General features: G+C 69.3%; 22 protein-coding genes and 3 tRNA genes. 12 read left to right on the top strand and 13 right to left on the bottom strand.

Annotation, left to right across the window (positions count from 1 at the left end):
* Positions 1 to 121: 121 nt before the first annotated feature.
* From JNUCC0626_RS35535 to JNUCC0626_RS35545, 3 genes are read right to left on the bottom strand one after another with little or no spacing between them, the layout of a single operon-like run.
* Positions 122 to 2,308: a heavy metal translocating P-type ATPase gene (locus JNUCC0626_RS35535; RefSeq protein ID WP_394615100.1), complete on the bottom strand. Its 2,187-nt coding sequence runs from the start codon at positions 2,306 to 2,308 to the stop codon at positions 122 to 124.
* Positions 2,305 to 2,511 (bottom strand): heavy-metal-associated domain-containing protein, encoded by a 207-nt coding sequence (locus tag JNUCC0626_RS35540; protein ID WP_394615101.1) that lies wholly within the window; start codon positions 2,509 to 2,511, stop codon positions 2,305 to 2,307. The genes JNUCC0626_RS35535 and JNUCC0626_RS35540 overlap by 4 nt, the downstream gene beginning before the upstream one ends.
* A gap of 57 nt (positions 2,512 to 2,568) precedes the next feature.
* A complete protein-coding gene (locus JNUCC0626_RS35545) occupies positions 2,569 to 2,829 on the bottom strand; it encodes a hypothetical protein (protein ID WP_285645646.1) in 261 nt (86 codons plus the stop codon).
* A gap of 154 nt (positions 2,830 to 2,983) precedes the next feature.
* On the opposite strand from JNUCC0626_RS35545, the gene JNUCC0626_RS35550 reads away from it, so the two are divergent.
* The 5 genes from JNUCC0626_RS35550 (at position 2,984) to JNUCC0626_RS35570 (ending at position 4,396) form a co-directional block, all read left to right on the top strand.
* On the top strand, positions 2,984 to 3,229 hold the full coding sequence (locus JNUCC0626_RS35550; RefSeq protein WP_394615102.1) for a hypothetical protein: 246 nt from the start codon (positions 2,984 to 2,986) through the stop codon (positions 3,227 to 3,229).
* 117 nt (positions 3,230 to 3,346) lie between these two features.
* The gene (locus tag JNUCC0626_RS35555) at positions 3,347 to 3,976 is read left to right on the top strand and encodes a ScbR family autoregulator-binding transcription factor (protein ID WP_394615103.1); all 630 of its coding nucleotides are present in this window, start codon (positions 3,347 to 3,349) and stop codon (positions 3,974 to 3,976) included.
* 147 nt (positions 3,977 to 4,123) lie between these two features.
* Positions 4,124 to 4,196, top strand: a tRNA-Glu gene (locus JNUCC0626_RS35560).
* Positions 4,197 to 4,234: 38 nt separating this feature from the next.
* Positions 4,235 to 4,308 (top strand) — tRNA-Asp (locus JNUCC0626_RS35565).
* A gap of 14 nt (positions 4,309 to 4,322) precedes the next feature.
* Positions 4,323 to 4,396, top strand: a tRNA-Phe gene (locus JNUCC0626_RS35570).
* 46 nt (positions 4,397 to 4,442) lie between these two features.
* On the opposite strand, the gene JNUCC0626_RS35575 is transcribed toward JNUCC0626_RS35570, so the two are convergent.
* Positions 4,443 to 5,150, bottom strand: coding sequence for a hypothetical protein (locus JNUCC0626_RS35575; RefSeq protein WP_394615104.1), 708 nt, complete (start codon positions 5,148 to 5,150; stop codon positions 4,443 to 4,445).
* Between the two features lie 61 nt (positions 5,151 to 5,211).
* On the opposite strand from JNUCC0626_RS35575, the gene JNUCC0626_RS35580 reads away from it, so the two are divergent.
* The gene (locus JNUCC0626_RS35580) at positions 5,212 to 5,421 is read left to right on the top strand and encodes an HTH domain-containing protein (RefSeq protein ID WP_285645636.1); all 210 of its coding nucleotides are present in this window, start codon (positions 5,212 to 5,214) and stop codon (positions 5,419 to 5,421) included.
* Entirely contained in the window at positions 5,418 to 5,945 is a 528-nt protein-coding gene (locus JNUCC0626_RS35585) for a Clp protease N-terminal domain-containing protein (protein ID WP_394615105.1), read from the top strand. Before JNUCC0626_RS35580 ends, JNUCC0626_RS35585 begins: the two co-directional genes overlap by 4 nt.
* On the opposite strand, the gene JNUCC0626_RS35590 is transcribed toward JNUCC0626_RS35585, so the two are convergent.
* Positions 5,896 to 6,549, bottom strand: coding sequence for a YczE/YyaS/YitT family protein (locus JNUCC0626_RS35590; RefSeq protein WP_394615106.1), 654 nt, complete (start codon positions 6,547 to 6,549; stop codon positions 5,896 to 5,898). The genes JNUCC0626_RS35585 and JNUCC0626_RS35590 overlap by 50 nt on opposite strands.
* Positions 6,550 to 6,610: 61 nt before the next feature.
* Here JNUCC0626_RS35590 and JNUCC0626_RS35595 point away from each other — a divergent pair, with 61 nt between their 5' ends.
* A complete protein-coding gene (locus tag JNUCC0626_RS35595; protein WP_394615107.1) occupies positions 6,611 to 8,047 on the top strand; it encodes a PLP-dependent aminotransferase family protein in 1,437 nt (478 codons plus the stop codon).
* 295 nt (positions 8,048 to 8,342) lie between these two features.
* On the opposite strand, the gene JNUCC0626_RS35600 is transcribed toward JNUCC0626_RS35595, so the two are convergent.
* From JNUCC0626_RS35600 to JNUCC0626_RS35625, 6 genes are all read right to left on the bottom strand, one after another.
* Complete coding sequence (locus JNUCC0626_RS35600) at positions 8,343 to 9,182, bottom strand: hypothetical protein (RefSeq protein WP_394615108.1); 840 nt, start codon at positions 9,180 to 9,182, stop codon at positions 8,343 to 8,345.
* An 851-nt stretch (positions 9,183 to 10,033) separates the two neighbouring features.
* Positions 10,034 to 12,241: a CHAT domain-containing protein gene (locus JNUCC0626_RS35605; RefSeq protein ID WP_394615109.1), complete on the bottom strand. Its 2,208-nt coding sequence runs from the start codon at positions 12,239 to 12,241 to the stop codon at positions 10,034 to 10,036.
* On the bottom strand, positions 12,238 to 12,606 hold the full coding sequence (locus JNUCC0626_RS35610) for a hypothetical protein (RefSeq protein WP_394615110.1): 369 nt from the start codon (positions 12,604 to 12,606) through the stop codon (positions 12,238 to 12,240). The genes JNUCC0626_RS35605 and JNUCC0626_RS35610 overlap by 4 nt, the downstream gene beginning before the upstream one ends.
* The gene (locus JNUCC0626_RS35615; protein WP_394615111.1) at positions 12,603 to 12,782 is read right to left on the bottom strand and encodes a hypothetical protein; all 180 of its coding nucleotides are present in this window, start codon (positions 12,780 to 12,782) and stop codon (positions 12,603 to 12,605) included. The genes JNUCC0626_RS35610 and JNUCC0626_RS35615 overlap by 4 nt, the downstream gene beginning before the upstream one ends.
* Positions 12,779 to 13,309, bottom strand: a complete 531-nt coding sequence (locus tag JNUCC0626_RS35620; RefSeq protein ID WP_394615112.1) for an RNA polymerase sigma factor — start codon at positions 13,307 to 13,309, stop codon at positions 12,779 to 12,781. The genes JNUCC0626_RS35615 and JNUCC0626_RS35620 overlap by 4 nt, the downstream gene beginning before the upstream one ends.
* 96 nt (positions 13,310 to 13,405) lie before the next feature.
* On the bottom strand, positions 13,406 to 14,569 hold the full coding sequence (locus JNUCC0626_RS35625) for a pyridoxal phosphate-dependent aminotransferase (RefSeq protein ID WP_394615113.1): 1,164 nt from the start codon (positions 14,567 to 14,569) through the stop codon (positions 13,406 to 13,408).
* Positions 14,570 to 14,598: 29 nt separating this feature from the next.
* Between JNUCC0626_RS35625 and JNUCC0626_RS35630 the strand changes: the two genes are divergently transcribed.
* On the top strand, positions 14,599 to 15,846 hold the full coding sequence (locus tag JNUCC0626_RS35630) for a DUF445 domain-containing protein (RefSeq protein WP_394615114.1): 1,248 nt from the start codon (positions 14,599 to 14,601) through the stop codon (positions 15,844 to 15,846).
* On the opposite strand, the gene JNUCC0626_RS35635 is transcribed toward JNUCC0626_RS35630, so the two are convergent.
* Positions 15,819 to 16,373, bottom strand: a complete 555-nt coding sequence (locus tag JNUCC0626_RS35635) for a CGNR zinc finger domain-containing protein (protein WP_394615115.1) — start codon at positions 16,371 to 16,373, stop codon at positions 15,819 to 15,821. The genes JNUCC0626_RS35630 and JNUCC0626_RS35635 overlap by 28 nt on opposite strands.
* Before the next feature lie 19 nt (positions 16,374 to 16,392).
* Here JNUCC0626_RS35635 and JNUCC0626_RS35640 point away from each other — a divergent pair, with 19 nt between their 5' ends.
* From JNUCC0626_RS35640 to JNUCC0626_RS35650, 3 genes are read left to right on the top strand one after another with little or no spacing between them, the layout of a single operon-like run.
* Positions 16,393 to 16,917 carry a PadR family transcriptional regulator gene (locus JNUCC0626_RS35640; protein ID WP_394615116.1) on the top strand — a complete coding sequence of 175 codons (525 nt, stop codon included), beginning with the start codon at positions 16,393 to 16,395 and terminating at the stop codon, positions 16,915 to 16,917.
* Complete coding sequence (locus JNUCC0626_RS35645; RefSeq protein ID WP_394615117.1) at positions 16,914 to 17,588, top strand: ABC transporter ATP-binding protein; 675 nt, start codon at positions 16,914 to 16,916, stop codon at positions 17,586 to 17,588. Before JNUCC0626_RS35640 ends, JNUCC0626_RS35645 begins: the two co-directional genes overlap by 4 nt.
* Positions 17,585 to 19,819, top strand: coding sequence for an FtsX-like permease family protein (locus tag JNUCC0626_RS35650; protein WP_394615118.1), 2,235 nt, complete (start codon positions 17,585 to 17,587; stop codon positions 19,817 to 19,819). Before JNUCC0626_RS35645 ends, JNUCC0626_RS35650 begins: the two co-directional genes overlap by 4 nt.
* On the opposite strand, the gene JNUCC0626_RS35655 is transcribed toward JNUCC0626_RS35650, so the two are convergent.
* Complete coding sequence (locus JNUCC0626_RS35655; RefSeq protein WP_394615119.1) at positions 19,755 to 21,782, bottom strand: NACHT domain-containing protein; 2,028 nt, start codon at positions 21,780 to 21,782, stop codon at positions 19,755 to 19,757. The genes JNUCC0626_RS35650 and JNUCC0626_RS35655 overlap by 65 nt on opposite strands.
* Positions 21,783 to 21,853 lie beyond the last annotated feature (71 nt).

The raw sequence follows: 21,853 nt of genomic DNA on the forward strand, positions 1-21,853 counted from the left end.
CGCGCCAGGGGGAGGAACGCGGGGGCCGGAGGGGATCTCCACAGGCGCTGACCGGGGGTGTGTCAGCTTTTGGATTGTTGCACGCGCACGGTCGCGTTGGGGAGAGTTCGCAACGAAGTTCTTATGTTGCCGATGGACGGAAACCCCGTAGTCGCAAGCTGTTGGTAACAACGAACACGCTGCTGAAGGCCATCGCGGCCCCCGCGATCATGGGGTTCAGCAGACCCAGTGCCGCGAGTGGAAGTCCAGCCACGTTGTAGGCGAACGCCCAGAACAGATTCCCCTTGATGGTGCCCAAAGTCTTGCGGGACAACCGAATCGCGTCCGCTGCCACGCGCAGGTCGCCGCGCACCAGGGTCAGGTCGCTCGCCTCGATCGCCACGTCGGTGCCGGTGCCCATGGCCAGCCCCAAGTCCGCGGCCGCGAGGGCGGGCGCGTCGTTCACGCCGTCGCCCACCATGGCCACAACTCGGCCCTGTGCCTGGAGATTCCGGACCGCTTCGACTTTGCCGGACGGCAGGACCTCGGCGATCACCTCGTCGATTCCGACCTCCGCGGCGACCTCGCGAGCTGTGGAATCGTTGTCACCGGTCAACAGCACGGGGTGCAGACCGAGTTCCTTGAGTTCCGCGATCGCTTGTGCGGACGTGGGTTTCACGACGTCCGAGACGGCGATGAGCCCGACAACCTTGTCATCAAAGGAAACCGCGACAACAGTCCGAGTTGTGTGGGCGGTCAGGGCCTCGGTCAGTTCCGGGGAAAGCGGAACGTCACGCACCCGGCCGACGGTGACCCGCCGTCCTTCGACGACTCCGCTGACGCCGACGCCGTCCGTGGAGACGAAGTCCGTCACCGGCAGCACGTCGTCGGGAACCGCGCGCACGATCGCCGCACCGATGGGATGTTCCGACGCGTTCTCGACGGCCGCGGCGGACCGCAGCACCTCGTCGCGCGGCACGCCGTCGGCGGGCATCACGTCGACCAGCGTCAGCCGGCCCGTGGTCACGGTGCCGGTCTTGTCCAGCACGACGGTGTCCACCCGCCGCGTCGACTCCAGGACCTCGGGGCCCTTCACCAGGATCCCGAGCTGCGCGCCGCGGCCGGTGCCGACGAGCAACGCCGTGGGCGTCGCGAGGCCCAGCGCGCACGGGCAGGCGATCACCAGCACCGCCACCGCCGTCGTCACCGCGAACTCCAGCGGCCGTCCGGCGAGCAGCCAGGCGCCGAACGACGCCAGCGCGATCAGCACGACCACCGGGACGAACACGGCGGACACGCGGTCCGCCAGCCGTTGCACCTCGGCCTTGCCCGCCTGGGCCTGCTCGACCAGCTTGGCCATCCGCGCGAGCTGGGTGTCCGCGCCGACCGACGACGCCTCGACGACCAACCGGCCGCCCGCGTTGACGGTGCCGCCGACGACGGAGGAGCCGACGCCGACCTCCACCGGCACCGATTCGCCGGTCACCATCGAGCGGTCCACAGCCGAACTGCCCTCGACCACTAGGCCGTCGGTGGCGATCCGCTCACCCGGACGGACCACGAAGCGTGCGCCGACCCGGAGCTGACCGACCGGCACACGGGTCTCGACGCCGTCGCGCAGCACCGCCACGTCCTTGGCGCCCAACGCGAGCAACGACCGCAGGGCCGCCCCCGCGCTGCGCTTCGAGCGGGCCTCCAGCCAGCGCCCGAGCAGCAGGAACACGGTCACGCCGACCGCGACCTCGAGGTAGATGTCGCCGGAGGTCGTGGGCCGCGGCAGGAGGCTGAACTCGTGCCGCATGCCGATGACCCCGGCCTCGCCGAACACCAGCGCGTAGAGCGACCACAGGTACGAGACCGTGACGCCCATCGACACGAGGGTGTCCATGGTGCTGGCGCCGTGCCGCGCGTTGACGGCGGCCGCGCGGTGGAACGGCCAGCCGCACACCCACACGACCACGCTCGCCAACGCCAGCGAAACCCACTGCCACGTGGGGAACTGCCAGGCCGGGACCATCGAGAACGCGATCACCGGCACGCCGAGCGCGGCGGCCAGCACGACCCTCAGCCGCAGTTCACCGGCCTCGTCCACGTCGGGAGCCTCCGGCTGGGGCTCCTCCGCGTCGTAGCCCGCCGCCCGCACCGTCGACACGAGGTCGTCGACCTGCAGGTTCTCCGGGAACTGAACGCTGGCCTTCTCGGTCGCGTAGTTCACGGTGGCGGAGACGCCGTCGAGCTTGTTCAGCTTGCGTTCGATGCGGTTCGCACAGGAAGCGCACGTCATGCCGCTGATCGAGAGCTCGACGTGGCGAGGCTCGGTGGTGGTCATGCGACCTTGTACCCGGCCTCGGTCACGGCGGCGACGACCTCGGCGCGCTCGAGTTCGCGGTCGCTGGTCACGGTGACGGCGCCGGTCTCGAGGACGACGTCGACGCCCGTGACGCCGGCGACCTCGGTCAGCTCCTCGGTGACGGAACTGACGCAGTGGCCGCAGGTCATGCCGGTCACGGTGTAGGTGGCGCTGACGCTCATCGGAGCCCTTTCTCTCTCTACGGGGCTCCGAGTCTATACCCCCCTGGGGTACAGGATCTACTGAGGACTCTCGGGTTTGGGCTGGTCCAGCTTCTGGAGATCGGTCTCGATCTTGTTGACCAGGTCGTCGAGGCCTTCGAGCATCTTGTCGAGCTCGGCCATCCGGGAACCGAAGGCGGACTCGATGTCGGCGTCGATGGTGTTCAGGTCGATGCCGCTGAGCGCCTTGAAGATCGCTTCCTGGTCAACCTCGGGCGGTGTCTGAGACGCGTTTTGGCCCTCTGCTTCGGGGGAAGGCTCCGGCGTGGGGTCGGTCATGGGTCCATCATCCCCTGGGCACTTCCCCACGAGACACGTGCCGCACCTGTACGGAAAGTAACGCTGGGTGTCGGTGGAATCACTCTGCGGGGGGCTGCGGCCGTTGTCCCAGGTCGCTTAGCCTCCCGACACACCTCAAGTCGGGGAGGGTGCTATGAGCGGGTCACTGGAAGTGCGGAAGTTCCTGTTCACACAGGACGACGGCATGTCACAACGGGGCGGGCCGAACGTGCCGGCCCAACGCAGCGGAGAGCCATCGCGCATCTCCGACGACCAGGTCCACCGGGCGAGGCTCGCGGTCGCGCGCAGTGCTCTCGGTGCGGAGGACTGCCGGATGCTGCTCGACATGCTGGGCCTGTCGCCCGGTGAGGACGGTGGGACGGCGCCGGTGCAGCGGTGAACGCGAAGGCGGCCCTGATTCGAGGCGCGCACCCCCCGGAGCGCGTCTGTCGGAACAGGGCCGCATCCGGAAACATACCCACGGGTCTCTTTCGCGGCAACGGCTAGCCTTCAGTCCATGCCCCAGCAGGACAGGGCGCACGCGACGCGCGAGGCGATACTCCACGCCGCTGCGGAGGAGTTCGACCGGCTCGGCTACGAGCGCACGTCGTTGACCGCCGTGCTCGCCCGTGCCGGGCTGACCAAAGGCGCGTTCTACTTCCACTTTCCCTCCAAGGAAGCGGTCGCCGACGCGTTGGTCGAACGGCAGAGCGAGCTGTGGGCGCGGGTGCGGGAGCAGTGGCGGGAACGCGGCGTCGATCCGCTGAGCACCCTGCACGGGATGTTCGTGGAGTCGGCCGACCGGATGGCGGCGGACGTCGTGCTGCGTGCCGGCGTGCGGCTCAACGCCGATCGCGAGGTCGGCTATCCGGGAGTGCCGAGCACGCACGTCATGTGGGAGAAGCTCGTCGCCGCGTACGTGATCGAGGCGGCCGAACGCGGAGACCTGCGTCCCGGCGTCGATCCCGAGGCCGTTGCCCGCACGTTGTGCAGCGCCGCGCTCGGGTCGCGGTTGATCTCATCGGCGACGACGGCGTGTGCCGATTTCCCCGAACGGATGCGCGAGGTTCTGGGGTACGTGCTGCCGTGCGTGACGGCTGTCGGCTGGAAGTTGTCTGGATCACAAACTGCGTCTGAACCGGCGTGACGGGCCTCCAAGGCCCTGAGCAGGCGTTTGTTGATCTGAGGGTTTCGCCCCGAACGGAGTTTGGGCAGGTCAGCGCATAAGTGGGACCCCGTTTTGGAGGTGCGCGGACCTATGGCATATGCTTACGATGCTTCCAGAGACCAGCTAGTCCCCATCATCTAGCGGCCTAGGATCCCGCCCTTTCAAGGCGGTCGCGCGGGTTCGAATCCCGTTGGGGGCACGCAGTAAGATGTAGTACTGTACGACAAGCAAGAGCAAGGCCCAGTGGCGCAGTTGGTTAGCGCGTCGCCCTGTCACGGCGAAGGTCGCGGGTTCGAGTCCCGTCTGGGTCGCTTTTTCTTCTCATGGCCAGGTAGCTCAGTTGGTACGAGCGACCGCCTGAAAAGCGGTAGGTCGGCGGTTCGACCCCGCCCCTGGCCATCCTTCTTCGAAAGAAGCCCCGCAGTTCGCTGCGGGGCTTCTTTCGTTATGCGCTGAAGGAGATTCGCGCGATCGCTTGGTCGTCGTGCGTTTTGTAGCGCGGCCAACGCTCGTGCTCCGAATCACCGCGCTCCGCCTCACGGATTCGTTCGAGCACTTCGCCCAGCGGTAATTGCTTCAGCTCTTCCCACGCGAAGAGTCCGTACGTGGAAACTCCACACGAGACGCCGTCTGTGAGAGCGATCACACTCGTGATCTCGTTGCGGCGCCACGAGGTCGTGCGGGCCTGGTGTCCCGCAACGGGATCGGCCTCCGCGACCCAGTACCCACCCGGCCGGTTCTTCCAGCGGAGGATGTCCGGGTCGGGCCTCAGGTCTTCCAGTCGGGTGTCTTCCAGCACGTGCGTCGACTGTCCGAACGCGACCACCGGGGTGTCGCAGAGGACGAGCGCGTCGATCGTCTCGTCGTTCCAGCGGACGATCGACGCGGTCGACGCCGGGGAGTCGCCGGGGACGAGGCCGTGCTCCTCGGTGAGGTTCTTGATCGCCTGCGCGAGGAGGTCGGTCAGCGGGTCGTCGTTCATCAGCCTCGCCAGTTCGTCGGCGAGTTTTCCGGCGTACCAACCACCGTTGCGGTCGGGCGGCCTGGTGCGGGAGGTGACGCCGTCGAGCACGATCACGGCGTTCGGGGTGATCCGGATCCGGTCTTCGTTGGTGCGCCCCGGTGCTGCCTGTTCAGCAGTCTCGATCTTCACGTGGCCACCGTACGTGTCAACTTCGGTTGACGAACGGGCGTTGTCAACGTACGTTGACAACATGACGGAAGCGACGGATCTCGCCACGGCGGCCGGTGATCGCGACCCGAAGGTCGGGTTGCGCGCCGTCAGCGCGTTGCGGCGATTGCTGGAACATCTGGAGGCCGCCCAGGTCCGCAGTGCGCGGACGCAGGGCTGGTCGTGGCAGGACATCGCGGCGGAACTCGGGGTGTCCCGTCAAGCGGTGCACAAGAAGCACGGGGGTCGATGATGATCGCGGAGCGGTTCACGAAGGAGGCCCGCGAGGCCGTCAAGGCCGCGGTGAAGGAGGCCGAACGGGTGCACGCGCCCGAGGTCGGTGTGGAACACCTGATGCTGGCGTTGCTCGACGCGCCCGTGCTGGCCGGGTTCGACCTGCCGCGCGACGAGTTGGAGACGGCGTTCCGGGACTACCGGCGCAAGGGCGGGCTGACCAAGGCGGACGCGGAAGCGTTGCGGGGCCTGGGAATCGACGTCGACGCGGTGATCGAGACCGCGGAGCAGTCGCTCGGGAAGGGGATTCTGCGACCGGGTCCGCGCCGGCGGTGGTTCGGGATGCCGCTGGAGGCGGACTTCAAGAAGGCGCTGGAGAACTCGCTGCGCGAGGCCCGCGACCTCCGCCACAACTACCTCGGCCTGGAGCACATTCTGCTGGCTCTGTTGCAGGGCAAGGGAATCGTGGCGGAGGTGCTGACCGAGCGAGGGGTCACGTACGGGGAGATTCGCAAGCGGGCCGCGAGCGCTCGCGCCACGTGAGCGCGGGCAGGAAGAGCTGCGCGAGCGGTCCGACGCCGAGCGCGTAGAGGACCGTGCCGATGCCGACCGTGCCGCCGATCAGCCAGCCGGTGGCGAGCACGATCAGTTCGAGCACGGTCCTGGTGAGCCGCAGGGAAATCCCCGTGCGGCGGCAGAAACCGGTGACCAGGCCGTCGCGCGGGCCCGGTCCGAGGCGGGAGCCGACGTACGCGGCGAACGCCACGGCGTTGAGCACGATGCCCAGCGTCAGGAACACGATTCTCAGCAGAAGTCCTTGTGGGGCAGGCAGGATCGCGAGCGTCACGTCGACGCTGACGGCGATCACCACGACGTTCGCGACCGTGCCCACGCCCGGCTTCTGCTTGAGCGGGATCCAGGCCAGCAGCACCAGGACGCCGATGATCGCGGTGATCAGGCCGAAGCTCAGTCCGGTGCGCTTCGCGAGGCCCTCGTGCAGCACGTCCCACGGGTTCAGGCCGAGCGTCGCGCGGATCTGCAACGCCATGCTCGCGCCGTAGAGCCACAGGCCTGCGGCGAGCTGCGGGAGACGGCGGGCGGGTGAGATCCGGACGGAGACCTGGTGGAGTGCGGTCATGGAGGCCATGTGGCCATGTTGCGCTTCGATTGGCCTGGTAATCCATAGCCAATTCGTCATAATTGGCCTCATGCTCCCACCAGGTGGACGGATGTCGGGTGCGCGGCTCGCGCGGTTGCTGGGCGAGTGGCGGCGTGGAGGCGCCCGGCAGGGGTCGGTCGATCTCGCCGCGGCGCTGAAACTGCTGGTCGCGGACGGGCGGCTGCCGGTCGGGACGCGGCTGCCGTCCGAACGCGAGCTCACCGACGCGTTGCCCGTGAGCCGCACCACCATCACCGCGGCTCTGGACCAGCTGCGTGTCGAGGGCGTGGTGGAGTCGCGGCGCGGGGCCGGGTCGTGGATCAACGGACCGGTCGGGACGGGCGGCGGGATCACCGGGGGCGACGACACGTTGATCGACCTGTCCCGCGCGGCGCCGCCGGCGTTGCCGTCCGTGCGGCTCGCGATGGACGTGGCGATGAGCCAGATGCCGGAGCACCTCGCGTCGCACGGGTACGACGAGCGGGGTCTGCTCGTGCTGCGGCAGCGGATCGCGGACCGGTACGCGGCGCGCGGGCTGCCGACCTCGCCCGACCAGATCGTGGTGACGTCCGGGGCGCAGCACGCGTGGGCGTTGGTGCTGAGGCTGTTCGTCGGACCGGGCGACCGGGTGCTGGTGGAGCAGCCGAGCTACCCCAACGCGCTGGAGGCCGTGCGGGCGTCGTTCGGGATCCCGGTGCCCGTGCCGATGCTGGCCGACGGGTGGGATCTGGACGGTTTCGAGGCCGCTTTGCGTCAGGCAGGCCCCCGTTTGGCCTATTTGATTCCCGACTTCCAGAACCCGACCGGACTTCGAATGTCGTCCGAGTCGCGGGAAATGCTTTCCGCCGTGTTGAGGAAAGCGCGTACTCCATTGGTCGTCGATGAGACCTTGGTGGAGCTGGCGCTGGATTCGGGTCCGTCGCCGTTGCCGATGGCGGCGTTCGGCGGGGACTCGGTGGTGACGCTCGGGTCTGCGAGCAAGTCGCACTGGGGTGGCCTGCGGATCGGGTGGATCAGGGCTTCCGTCGACCTGGTGCACCGGCTGTTGTCGACGCGGGCGGCGATCGACCTGGGCACGCCGGTGTTCGAGCAGCTCGTGCTGGCCGCGTTGCTGGAGTCGCCGGAAATCGTTCTGGCGCAACGACGTGCCGAGGCGCTGGTGCAGCGGGACGTGGCGGTCGAGGCGTTGCGCGCACATTGTCCACAGTGGAGTTTTGAGGTGCCGTCCGGCGGGCTCGGACTGTGGTGCACCCTCGACGGGTCGGTGAGCACCCGCGTCGCCGTCGTGGCGCAGAACCACGGCCTGCGCTTGGTTCCTGGTCCGCGGTTCGCGGTGCACGGAGGGTGCGAGCAGATGCTCCGAGTGCCGTACACGCAGTCGCCCGAAGTGCTGCGTCTGGCGATCGGCCGTTTGGGTGCTGTGGCTGCAACCGTTGCAGGAACAGGGTTTCCGGCGGACGCCGACCTGTCGGTGCCGGTCGCGTGAAACACGTCGGCCCGGTCTCCCGCAGCGGTGGAGACCGGGCCGACGAACTAGCAAACGAGAGGCCTGCGGCGGGGGACGTCCCAGGGATTGGCGTCCCCCGTCCGCAGGTTTCCCGTGTGGTCCGAGACTGCGGGGGCAGCGCGGCACTCGGACCAGACCCGACCTGCCAGGGCGCGGTTGGCAGGTCAGGAAGACTGGGTTCCTTGCGTACAACGGGAAATGTGTTGCGGAGTTACTCGCGCGACGGAACGAGACGGTCACAAATCGCGCAGAAGGCAGACTGGTCCTGTCGGACTCAGTCGGGTGACGTTGCCGGAAGGCCCGGAATGCTGCCGGGCGCAGTGCCGTCGCGACGCTCCTCGACCGACCACGTGGTGGGCGGGAAGAGCGAGTTGTGCGACGTCAGAACGGCGAGCACGCCGCGCGTGCCGCCGGAGTTGTCGGTGTGGCCGGACGACACGGAGGCCGTCGCCACCACGGGAGCCTGCTGCGGAACGGGCAGCGGGGCGTTGTGGCCGGGGGCGGACCACGTGAGGTCGCTCACCTGCGCCGGTTCGGTCTGCTGGGGTGCCGCGACGGGAAGATCGGGCAAAAGCGGCACGAGCTTCTTGGCCACCGGGGTCGGCGGCGCGGGCGGCGGCGGAGGCAGCGGTACCTCGGCGGCCAGCCTCGCGGCGATCTTGGCGGCCCGCACCTGGGCCTTGGCCTGAACGACCTCGGGCGGCGCCTCGTTGCGGATGGTGCCGTAGCGCGTGTTGCCCTGCGAGCCGCTCTCGAAGTCGAGGGTCGGGCCCTCGTCCTCTTCCTCGGGCTCGGTGACGACCGGCGGTTCGACGACCGGGGGCAGCGGGACGAGGTTCTCTGGCTGGTGCTTCTCGATGATCGACGCGGTGAAGGCCTGGGCCCACCCGGCGGGGTCGTCGAGCAGCTGGGGCGCTTCGGTGGCCGCCTCGGTCGTGGCGAGGGGTGTCGCGTCCGTCGTTGCTTCCGTCGTGATCTCGACGGCCGGGGGCGCTTCTGCGGGGATCTCGGGGCTGGCGGAGGCGGTCGTCCCGCTCAGCAGCCAGGCGGCGGCGGTGAACCCGCCGAGCGCAGCGGCCCGCAGCAGCAGTGCACGTGCTCCACCACTCGCCACAGGATCACCACCCGTCCACCGTTTCAGGTCACCCTCAACGCACAGCGCGCCGTCGGAGGTCGACGTAGAGCTATGTCTAGCACCGGAGCGTGACTTCGTGAACCAACTCGCCGCGAAACACCCGGAAGGGCGTTCGCGTGCGGCTGTCCGTGTTTGCCCGTTCAGGCATGAACACCGTCAGTGTCGTCATCGGATCGAGTGACTTTGCGCCTCGGTCCCCTGTGGACCGTGTCGCGGCGGGGGATGGTGTCCGTTGTGGACGCTCTCAAGCAGGTCAACAGCCTCTCTGAGCTGGTCGATCACGCCACCCGCGCGGTGGGCCCGGTGGTGGTGCACGATCCTGCGGGACCAAACGAGTGCTTGGTCCGTTCGGGGGAACTGGTTGTGCTGCCAGCGGACGCACCCACTGTGCGCAAACGCTTGCGATCGGCCTACTCCCACGAGGAGATCTCCGCGGGCGCGATTCGGATCTTCCTCAAGGCCGCAGACCGAGCGTCCGTCGTCTCCATCGCTCAGGAGGTCGGCGCCACCCCGAACCACGTCCACCTGGCGTGCCCGATCATGATCGGCACCTCCCGCCCGGTGGTCGGCGAACGTCTCCCCGACCTCCTCGGCGAAGGCACGGTCGCGTTGCTCGACACCCCTCTGGACGCCCCGCACGGCGCTTTGGTCGCCGGCGTCCTCCGCCACCACGGCGCCACCGTCCGCCCGTTCCCGGTCCTGACCGCCCCGGGCTTCGGCGACGACCTGACCCTGGCCGCCGCGCTGAGAGCCACCCGCGACCTGCCGGTGGTCCTGGTCGCCTCGGGCACCTACACCTTCGACAACCGCTGTCCCCCGGTCCTCGCCTCCTACGGCCACAACGTGGTCGCCGCCGCGGGCAACGGCGGCTCGCCCCGCCCGTGGTGGCCGGCCGCCCTCCCGGCCGTGACCGCGGTGGGCTCGACCGACTCCTTCTCCGGCCGCGGCCCGTGGGTGAACGTGCTGGCGCCAGCCGTGGACGTCCCGTCCTCCGTGGGCCCATCCCAGCTGCTGTGCACCGGCACCTCCTTCGCCGCGGCCCTGCACGCCGCCACCCTCGTACCCGTGCCGTAACAGCTGAACCCGAGGTGAGCGACGGCCCGAGCGGCCTCGACGGGGTGCGCGATCCTCTCGTGCACCTGCTCCATGGCCACTTCGACCTGCGCATCCGGCACTTCGAGCACGCTGGCGACGACCGCTCTGGTCCCGGCGTCGAGAAACGCCCGCGCCAACCCCGACTCGCACGCCGACAACACCACCGTGTCCGGCGGGTTCTCGATCCGCGCGATGTCGTACCCGTACAGCGGCCCGTCCTCGAGTTCGAGGAACGAGAACAACGGGTTCTCCGCGTTCACGTGCCCGTGGGCAGCGATGTGCGCCACCCCGGCTCCTTCGAGGGCTTTCAGGGTTTCGTCCACAGTGGATTTCGCAACGGTCCCGCCGTACTTCTTCTGCAACGCGATCGCCTCTCGCCCCACCCGCGGCCCAGTGATCCACACCCGCCGCCCACTCCTCGCCGCCGGACGCCAATGCCGCAACGACGGCACGACATGAACTCGCCGTCCGAGCGCCGCCCAGGGCATCCGGTGCAGCACACCGTCCGGAATCACGACAACTTCCTCGGCCTCGGGCAGCAGGTCTGTCACGACCGTGCGTCCAGCCCTCAACGCCAATCTCGCCGTGCTCACGAGCCCCTCCGGATCGGGAATCGTCCGCATCCGAGCTCGGCCACCGACCACCGTGACCGCCTTCATCCGCCCGTCGTGCACGACAAAGCTGACCAACGGCAACTCCATCGCCACCGCGTCTCGCGGCCTCTCCCGCGCAGCCAAGGCGAGCGACAGCCGGCGAACATCTCTCTCCGCCGCCTCTACCGACAACCCGAACGCTCGCGCCCGCCGCAACGCAGCGAGTGCCCGCGCGAGCTCAGGTTCGTTGGGAGGCAACAAAACCGGCGCCCGATGTCGTTCCGACCACTCCAGCACCTCACGAGCCGTCCTGGCGAGCGTCAGCGCATGCCCGCTCAACTCCCGCCGAGGCCAGTCCCCGTGGTGCTCGTCCAAAACCCGGATCCCGGCCCGGCAAGCGGCGAGCGCACCTCTCCGATCCGACCGCCGTGCGTGAGCGAGCCACCCCAGCGCCCGAGTCTGCGCAGGCCCCCGAAACCGATGTGCCGCAACGGCATCAACCTTCCCGGCGGCCAACATGAACTCGACGTCCACGCCGCCCAGTCGCACCGCAGGCCCCGAATCGCCATCCCTCAACGCACACCGCGCACTCAACACCGCCAACTCCGGCACGTGCCGATTGCACCGCCGCACCAACTCCGCCGCCGGCGCCAACACCCGCCTCGCCTCAGCAGTGAGGCCGGCCGCCAGCAAGGCCTCAGCCCGATCAACCAACGCCTCGGGCTTGCTGGCCGAGTCCAACCCGGCCTTGGCCGCCTCCTCGTACCTGCGCAGCGCGAGCGGCAGATCCCCCGCCAACATCGCGACAAACCCCTTGTTGTGCAGACACATCGCCGCCCGCCCGACCTCCCCGAGCGCCACCAACAGGCCGTGTGCGGCACTGAAATCCGCCTCGGCGGCGGCCAGCTTGGCCGCCTTACACCGCGCAATCCCGCGCCCGACCAGCGCGTTGGCCAACCACCTCTGATCCCCGTACCGCCGCAACTCCTTGATGACCGCAGTGAGTTCGGCGATCGCCAGCCGAGGTTCGGCCGACCCGCAGAGGTGCAGCCCCCGCAGACACCGCGCCCGAGCCAACTCCGCACCCCGCAGGCGAGGCGTGGCCAGGTCCAGGTGCTGAAGGCTCTGCTTGGCCCGCCCTCGATCGAGGTCGATCCACGCCAGCGTCAGGTGAAACCGAGCCTCGCCTGTCAGCCGCAGGCCGCGTTTTGCGAGGCGGGCGGCGACGTCGAGGTGGCCGAGTTCGACGTGGGCGACGCTGAGGTCGTGCAACGCGTCGGCACGCTGGGCTTTGGTGCCGCGGACCTGAGTCGTGGCGATGGTGGCCTGCGGGTCAGCAGTAGCGCTCATGCGACGAACCACCCTGTCGTGAGGCCGAGCGCCGGCACCGTCACGCACAACGGGCCGGGCTGTACATCCGCGCGGAACCACCCTTCGGGGTCCGGCTCGAGTGCCTGGGTCGACTCCGGGGAGCGGACCTCGACGGGATGGACCTCGTCCAGGACTCCGGTCAGGCGGAGGCCTGCCGGGGACGGGTCGAGTTGGAGGTGGAGGCGGCCGGTGCCCACGTGGAAGGTGAGGTGGCGGGAAGAGCCGCGGACCGGTTCGTGGACTGGGGCCATCGGGTTGAGGCCGGTCGGGTGTGGGACCAGGGCCGGTGGGGGTGTGTCGAGGTGGAAGAGGTCGGCGATCTCGTCGAGCAGTGAGTCCCTCATCGCGAACCTCCAGGGCTGAACTGGCTGTGGGTGGTCGGAGGGTTGTGGACAGCGGGCGCAGGTTCCGTCCCGCTCCGGCTGTGGAGGGCGAGCAGGGTGGCGGTGTGGACGGTCGGTGCGGGGTCCACGCGGTCCAGCACCCGTGCCAGGCGGGCCAGCAGGTCGTCGGCGCTCATCGCAGGTCCGCCACCTTCCGTCGCAGGTCAGCGAGGCAACGGCTGCGCGTCGACCCAACGCTCCCCACCTTCATCCCCAGGGCGTCGGCAACCTGTGCATAACTCAGTTCGGGGTTGTGGGCAGCTATCCGCAGCAGCCGCTGGCACCGTTCGTTCAAGGTCGTCAACGCAGCCCACAACCGGCGCTGCCGATCCGAGGCGATCGCGACCTCGTCAGGCAGGGGGAGCGACGACACCGGCTCCCACAGATCGGTGGACACCTCGCGCCCGCGCACCCGCAGCACCGCGATCGACTGCCGGGTGGCGGTACGGATCAGCCACAGACCGAGCGACTCCGGTGTGTGGATGCGGGAGAGGTGTTCGGCCAGGCAGAGCCAGGTGCACTGGTAGACGTCGCAGGCGTCGGCGTGGCTCAGGCGGAACGATCTGGGCACCGACCAGACCAGGCGTGAGTAGCGTTCGACCAGCGCGTCCCACGAGCAGCCACCCGCACGCCAGCCGACGAGGAGTTCCGTGTTCGATTCCATGCCATTTGGAGTCGAACACGGTCCCGGAGGCTCCCGGACTCACCCGAAAGTGGGTTGTCCACAGGTGTGGAGAAACTCATCCACACCTGTGGACAACTACAGCTTGTGGAGGCGCTCCACGGCTTCGTCGATCACCGAGTCCTGCTTGCAGAAGGCGAACCGGATCAGGTGCTTCCAGTCATCAGGCCGGTCGGTGAACACCTGGACGGGGACGACCGCGACGCCGATTCGCGCGGGCAGGTCGCGGCACAACGACAGGCCGTCGGTGTAGCCGAGAGGACGGACGTCGGCGCAGATGAAGTAGGTGCCCTCGGAGGAGCGGACCTCGAAACCGGCGGCGCGCAGACCCTCGGCCAGGCGGGCTCGCTTCGAGGCCAGCGAGTCGCGCAGACCAGAGACCCAGTCCAGTTCGGCGGTCAGGGCGTGGGCGACGGCCGGCTGGAACGGGGCGCCGCCGACGAAGGTCATGAACTGCTTCGCGGCGCGCACGGCCGAGACCAGCTCGGCAGGCCCGCAGACCCAGCCGATCTTCCAGCCCGTGCAGTTGAACGTCTTGCCGGCGCCGGAGATCGACAGAGTCCGCGACGCCATCCCCGGCAGGGAGGCGAGGGGGATGTGGACCAGGTCGTCGAACACCAGGTGCTCGTAGACCTCGTCGGTGATCGCCAGCAGGTCGTGCTCGACGCACAGGGAAGCGATGGCTTGGAGCTCCTCCAAGCGGAACAAGGTGCCCGTCGGGTTGTGCGGTGAGTTCACCAGCACCGCACGCGTCCGTGGCGTCACGGCCGCACGCAATGCATCGACGTCCAACGCCAAACGGCCAGACGCGTCCTCACGCAGACCAACGGTCACACGGGTCGCACCAGCCATAGCCACCGAAGCGGCATAAGAGTCGTAGTAAGGCTCGATCAGAATCACTTCATCGCCGGCCTCGACCAGAGCCAGCAGAGAAGCCGCGATCGCCTCGGTCGCACCGACGGTGACCAGCACCTCGGTGTCGGGGTCGTAGGACAATCCGTAGCGAGACCTGTGAGCAGCGACGGCGCGGCGCAGCACCGGCATGCCGGGGCCGGGCGGGTACTGGTTCACCCCCGACGCGATCGCCGACTGGGCCGCCGCGAGCATCGACGCGGGACCGTCGGTGTCGGGGAAGCCCTGACCGAGGTTGACGGCGTCGTGCTGCACGGCCAGCGCCGTCATCTCCGCGAAGATGGTCGACGTGAACGGCTGCAACCGGGGAACTAGCGCTGGTACCCGCACAACGCAGGATCTTCACGGACAATGGTGTCGTGGAGCAACTGACCGCCGCTGACCAGCAGAAGCGCACCGACCTGCGCAAGATGAAGCTCGTCGCGACGAGCTTCCTGATAGGCGCGACGGTCATCTTCTTCGGCACGCACGCGTTCGAGGGGGCCTGGGTCGGGTACGTCCGGGCGGCGGCCGAGGCGGGCATGGTCGGCGCGCTCGCCGACTGGTTCGCGGTCACGGCGCTGTTCAGAAGGCCTCTCGGCCTGCCGATCCCGCACACTGCGATCATCCCCGAGCGCAAGAACATGTTCGGCCAGACGCTCGGCGACTTCGTCGGCGTCAACTTCCTCAGCCCGGAAGTGGTGCAGGACAAGCTCCGCAGGGCAGGCATCGCGGAACGCGCCGGTGCGTGGATCAAGGAACCCGAGAACGCAGAACGCATCACCAACGAGCTGTCGAACGTCCTCAAGGGCGCGATCACCGTGCTCAAGGACGAGGAGGTACAGGCCGTCCTCGAGCAGGCGATCGTCAAACGGGTCACGGCTCAGCCGTGGGGCCCGCCGCTCGGCAAGCTGCTCGGCCAGGTCCTCAGCGACGGCGCGCACCACAAGCTCGTCGACCTCATGTGCGACCGCGCCTACGAGTGGGTGCGCGACAACTACGACAAGGTCAGCCTCATCGTCACGGACCGCGCGCCCACCTGGTCGCCCAAGTTCGTCGACTCCATGCTGGGCGACAAGGTCTACACCGAGCTCGTCAACTTCGCGTGGGCCGTCAAGACCGACGTCAACCACCCGATGCGCCTCGCCGTCGACCAGTTCATGATCGAGTTCTCGGCCGACATGCAGACCGACCCGGCCACCATGCAACGCGCCGAGCAGGTCAAGCAGCAGGTGATCAACCACCCCGACGTGCAGAAGGTCATCAGCAGCGCCTGGGGCACGGCCAAGAAGATGCTCCTCGACGCCGCCGAGGACCCGTCCAGCGAACTCCGCAAGCGCGTCACCCAGGGCATCATCACGCTCGGCACGAACCTCACGAACGACCCGGAGCTGCGCGCCAAGGTCGACGGCTGGCTGGAGCAGGCCGCCGGGTACGTCGTGCAGAACTACCGCGCGGAGATCACCACGCTGATCACGGACACGGTCGAGCGCTGGGACGCCGAGGAGACCTCGCGCAAGATCGAACTGCAGGTCGGCAGGGACCTGCAGTTCATCCGGATCAACGGCACCGTGGTCGGTGCGCTCGCCGGCCTGGTGATCTACACCGTGGCCAACGTGCTGTTCTGAAGATCGCGGGTGCGTTTTCGGAACGTGCGGGCCTTCTCGCGGTTCCCGCACACCTGCATCGAGCACCAGGTGCGCGAGCGGTTGCGGGAACGGTCGAAGAACGCGCTCAGGCAATCCTCGGCCGGACAGATCTTGAAGCGCTCCCAGGAGCCCAGCACCGCGAGGCGGGCCGAGGCGGCGAGCACCGCGCCGAGCGCGTCCGAGCTGGACAGCACCGGAACGCCGTCGGTCAGCTCGATGTGCACGACGCCCGCGGCCGTCTGAGGTCCTGAGGACCCCTCGATGGACGACCGCAGCGCCGCACGAGCGGCGCGCGCCTGCGCGAGTTCACTGCTCCGCCCGAGGCCGCGCTCGGTCACCCATGCGCGCCAGGAGGCTTCACTGTCCAGTACGTGTCGAGTGTTCAGGAAGTCGAGCAACAGCTCGACGTCGTGATCCCAGCCGACAGTCAGACCAGTCACCCCACCACTGTAGGCGCCACGGCGGTTGCCCGTCAGGGCATCGAGGAATACACCGGGTGTATACATCGTGTGTATAGTGCTTCCCATGTCGATCGGACACGCACTGTTGGGGCTGCTAGAGGGCGGTCCAAGGCACGGATACGACCTGAAGCGCGCATATGACGAGCGTTTCGGTCAGGCCCGGCCGCTCGCGTACGGCCAGGTGTACTCGACCCTGTCGCGACTGCTGAAGAACGGTCTGGTGACCGAGGCGGGCGTCGAGGCGGGCGACGGTCCGGAGCGCAAGCGGTACGCCATCACCGACGCCGGGGTCACCGACGTCGAACGCTGGCTCGGCACGCCGGAGAAGCCGGAGCCGTACCTGCAGAACACGCTCTTCACGAAGGTCGTGCTGGCGCTGCTGTCCGGCCGCAGCGCGGCGGAGGTGCTCGACACCCAGCGCGCCGCACACCTCACGACCATGCGCGACCTCACCAAGCGCAAGGCCGACGGTGACCTCGCCGACCAGCTGATCTGCGACTTCGCCCTGTTCCACCTCGAAGCGGACCTGCGGTGGCTCGAACTCACCGCCGCCCGCGTCGACAAGCTCGCCGAGGAGGTCGCGAGATGAGCCTGTTGGTCGCGCAGGACCTGCACAAGTCGTTCGGCAAGACGCACGCGCTCGAAGGGGCCGCGCTCACGATCCGCGCGGGCGAGATCGTCGCGGTGATGGGGCCGTCCGGCTCCGGCAAGTCCACGCTGCTGCACTGCATCGCGGGCATCCTGCCGCCGGACTCCGGCGTGGTCCGCTACGGCGACCGCGAACTCACCGCGATGTCCGACCGCGACCGCAGCGAACTGCGGCGCACCGACTTCGGGTTCGTCTTCCAGTTCGGCCAGCTCGTGCCGGAGCTGACCTGCCTGGAGAACGTCGCGCTGCCGTTGCGGCTCAGCGGCCAGAAGCGCAGGGACGCCGAACGCCTCGCGCTGCAGTGGATGGCCAAGCTGGAGGTCGACACCGTCGCCGACCAGCGGCCCGGCGAGACCTCCGGCGGTCAGGGGCAGCGCGTCGCGATCGCCCGAGCCCTGGTCACCGGCCCGAAGGTGATCTTCGCCGACGAACCGACCGGCGCGCTCGACTCGCTGAACGGCGAGCGGGTGATGCACCTGCTCACGACGGCCGCCAGGGACACCGGTGCCGCGGTCGTGCTGGTCACGCACGAGGCCCGCGTCGCCGCCTACTCCGACCGCGAGGTCGTCGTGCGCGACGGCAAGGCCAGGGACGCGGAGTTCGCCGGATGAGGCAGATGATCGACGATCTGGCGCTCGGCGTCCGGCTGGCCGTCGGGGGCAGCCGGAAGTCGTGGGGCCGGCTCGTGCTCCAAGGCGTCGGCATCGGCCTGTGCGTGGCGGTGCTGCTGCTCGCCGCCGCCATCCCGAACGCGCTGCAGGTGCGCGACGGCCGGGCGGACGCGCTCAACGACGTGAACCAGGGCAGCGGACCGGCGCCGTTGCTGATGGAGGAGATGTACGTCCACTTCCGGTCGGAGGACATCCCCGGCACGTTCGTCAACGCGCGCACGGAGAACGCGCCTGTGCCGCCGGGGCTCGAGCGGTTGCCGAAGGACGGCGAGATCGTCCTGTCGCCGGCTCTCGCGGAGCTGCTCGCCTCGCCGGACGCCGCGCTGCTCAAGCCGCGGTTCCCGCAGAAGGTGATCGGCACGATCGGCCAGGCGGGCTTGATCGGGCCGCACGACCTGCTGTTCTACGCGGGCGACAGCACGATCGCCGACCGCGGGAACAACGGGGTCTACGCGTTCGGCGAGACCTTCGAACGCCGTGGCCTCGACCCGGTGCTGTGGATGCTCAGCCTCGTCGGCATCGTCGTGCTGCTGTTCCCCGTGCTGGTGTTCGTCGGCGTGGCGACCCGGCTCGCGGCGGCCCAGCGCGACCGCAGGCTCGCGGCGTTGCGACTGGTCGGTGCGGCGGCGGGCCGGGTGCGGCTGATCGCGTCCGGGGAGACGCTGGTCGGCGCGCTCGCCGGGCTCGTGTTCGGCACCGCGTTCTTCTTCGCGGCCCGGCCACTCGCCGACGACATCCCGGTCGCCGAACTCGCGATCTACCCGAGCGATCTCCTGCCCACGCCGGGACTCGCCGCGCTGGTGCTGGTGGCCGTGCCGGTGCTGGCGGTGCTCACGTCGCTGTTCGCCATGCGCCGCACGATCATCGAACCGCTGGGCGTGGTCCGGTACCAGAAGCCGGTGCGGCGCAGGCTGTGGTGGCGCCTCGTGCCGGCGACGGCCGGCATCGCCCTGCTGGTCAGCCAGTCCGGCGCCGTCGCCGCCGGGAACTCGTCGTACCAGTTCTACGTGGTCGGCGGGGTGGTGCTGCTGATGCTGGGCATCCCGGTGCTGCTGCCGTGGCTCGTGGAACGGGTCGCGAACTGGATGCGCGGCGCGACGCCCGCGTTGCAGCTCGCGGTGCGCAGGCTGCAGCTCGACGCGGGCACGGCGGCGCGGGTCGTCGGCGGGGTGGCCGTGGTGCTCGCGGGCACGGTGACGTTGCAGGTCATCGTCGCGAGCGTGGAGAAGGACGTGCTCGCCGAGGAGCAACGGGATTCGGTCCGCAACTTCGTCTCGCTGACGCCCAAGGAGGGCTTCGGCACCACCTCGTTGAGGGACGCGGTGGCGGCCAGCGAGGGCGTGCGGTCCGTGCAGGTGCTCGACCGCGTGCTCGGGGACCTGCCGGACCACCGCGCGACGGACATCGCCATCGGCACGTGCACGGCGTTGAGGTCGCAGGCGGACGTCACGGACTGCACGGACGGCAAGGCCTACGTGGTGCGGTTCGCGCGGGCCTCGGCCCAGCCGCAGTCCGGCGACGTGATCACGGTCGAGGGCAAGGGCGCGTGGACCGTGCCGCAGTTGGAGGAAGTGCGCGGCACCTGGCCCGGCATCTACCTCACCCCGGCCGCGGCCAGGGGCCTCGACCTGTCCTCGTCCAAGCCCCAGTTCCAGGCCGAGCTGGACCTCGCGGTGCCGGACGCCGCCGAGCACCTGCGCAACGCCATCGCCCCCTTCGGCTGGCGGGTGCACGCGTACTACTTCGGCCAGGACGACACGTCCGAGGTAGAGATGATCTTCGGCCTGGTCCGGCAGGCGCTGATCGGGGGTTCGCTGCTCACGCTGCTGCTCGCCGGGGCGTCGTTGCTGGTCATGGCGTTGGAGCAGGTGCGGGAGCGGCGTCGTTCGCTCGCGGTCATGGCGGCCAGCGGCGTGCCGCGCGGCACGCTCGCGCGGTCGTTGCTGTGGCAGAACGGCGTGCCGCTGGTGCTGTCCACGGTGATCGCGGTGAGCACCGGCGTGCTGCTCGGCGTGATGGTGACGCGGGTGTTCGACGCCGAGGTCGCCTACGACTGGCAGGGCCTCGCCACGCTCACCGTCGCCTCGATGGCGCTGGTGTTCGCGGTCACTGCTCTGACGTTGCCTTCGCTGAGAAGGGCGACCGGAGCACTTGGCCTGCGGACCGAGTAGTCCTGCTCGTCGACTCGTGCTCTGCCAGGCGGTCCTGCACCAGCCCGTGCCGGAACTGGTAGCAGGCCCCCGCCCGGCAGAGCACGCCGAGCTTGCGCGAGTCCTCCAGGAAGACCATCAGCTCCCACGGGAGCTTTCCGCGCAGTGCCAACCAGATCCGCGCCACGGTGAACCACCACCAGCGCAGGTGCAGGACGGCCAGTGCGAACCCGAGCATCAGGCCGGAGGCGAGGCCCAGACCGACCATGCCCGTCTGGCCGGGCCCGAACACCAGTGCCGCCGCCGAGCCGAACACCACGGCCAGCACCAGCGAGCCCGTCCACACCGCGATCCGGTCGCGCGCCATCGTCCACTGTGGACTTGAGGCCTGCGAGAGCTCGGCGGCGCTCGACAACGCGAACCGCAGCGCGGTCGCGACGGCCAGACCGAGGCCGACCACGAGCCCGGCGGAAAGTCCGTACAGGGCCCCGAAAACCAGGCCACCGGCCAGGCCGAGCACACCCGGCACCAGCAGCAGGCTGCGCCAGATCCCCAGGCGTGGCTTGGCTTTGCGCTCGTGCGAGGCCGTCAACGCGGCCGCGCCGACGGCGATGCCCGCGACCAGGCCGGTGATCGGGGCGAGCGACGGCGTGATCGAGTACGCCATCAGCCAGCCGACGCCGAACCCGCCGATCGCGCCCAGCACCAGCGCGCCGAGCACCGCGAGCCACGTGTTGCCGACCGACCGGCGCAGCTCCCACCAGGCCAGTTCGCGGATGCCGCGGTCGCGCATCTCGTGGGCCAGGAACTCGAGCCACTTGCGGGCCCGGTCGCGGGGCCAGACCTGCGTGGCCTTGGCGTGGTGCGCGAACGCCCTGTTGCCGTAAGCGCGCGACACCAGTTCGTCGCAGAGGTGGTCGGAAATCGCGCGTGCGTCCGGGAAACGGCCGCGGTCGAGCAGTTCGGTCGGCTCGGCCTCGCTGTCGGCGTAGACCATGCTGGCGAGCCACATCGTGAGCGGCGTCGACAGCGCGTCCGCGAGCCTGCCGTCGGGTTCCTCACGCAGCTGGATGAACACCGGCTCCCAGCGGGCCGCGCCCCAGCTGTCGGCGCTCGCCCGCAGGTAGGCGGCGACCTCGTCCAGGTCGAGCGGGGCCAGTTCGACCACGTCGGCGCCGGGCAGCGGACCGGCGAGCCGCACGGCGGAGGCGAACTCGTCGGTGCGGCAGGTCAGCACCATCGGGCGCTTGGCGGGGAACGCCTTGGCGATCCGGGCGAGAGCGTCCGCGCGTTGGTGCGCCGGGATGTCGTCGAGACCGTCCAGCACGGGCAGGACCTTGTGCTGCTCCACCAACAGGTCACCGGCGTAGCTGCCGTACAGCTCGGTGTTGCGCAGCGCCGGGTGGTCCTCGTAAAGCCTGCGGGTGAGCCAGGTGCGGATGTCCTCGACCGCCGGGTTCCACGTCGACAGCGGCAACAGCACCGGGACCATGCCGCCGTCGTAGCGGTCGAGCAGGCCGCACGTCAGCAGCATCGCGACCGTCGACTTGCCGGTGCCGGCCTCGCCGATGATCACCAGGCGGCGGTTGATCTGCCGTTCGAACGCGCCCACGACGGCGTCACTGCGTCCGGGCGGCGCGTCCGGCTCGTCGCTCACGTCGAGTTCGGGTGCGAGCCAGTGCAGGTCGAGCACGTCCGGGTCGGTGAGGCCGCGCGAGCGGACCTCCTCGTTCCACTGCGCCTGCAGGCCGACGGCGAGGGCCCGGCAGGCCGCGTCCAGGTGCTCGTCGGTGCTGAGGGCGGCGTTGTGCCTGCGCTTGACCCACGGGTCGAGCACGGCCAGCAAGCCCAGGAACGCCAGCGCGAGCACGATCAGCCACAGGTGCGGGTTGATGCCGTGGTCGGTGACGAACAGTCCGGCCGCGGTGAGCACGGCCGTCAGCACGCAGCCGGTCAGCAACGCCTGCTGACGGAATCTGGACATGCGTCGAATCATGACGCACCGCATCCGCCCGGGGTCGATTCAGTGACCCGTGTCGTGACGTTTGGTTGTTG

This window comes from Lentzea sp. JNUCC 0626 (assembly GCF_043632865.1).
In the GTDB taxonomy this organism is placed as follows: Bacteria; Actinomycetota; Actinomycetes; order Mycobacteriales; family Pseudonocardiaceae; genus Lentzea.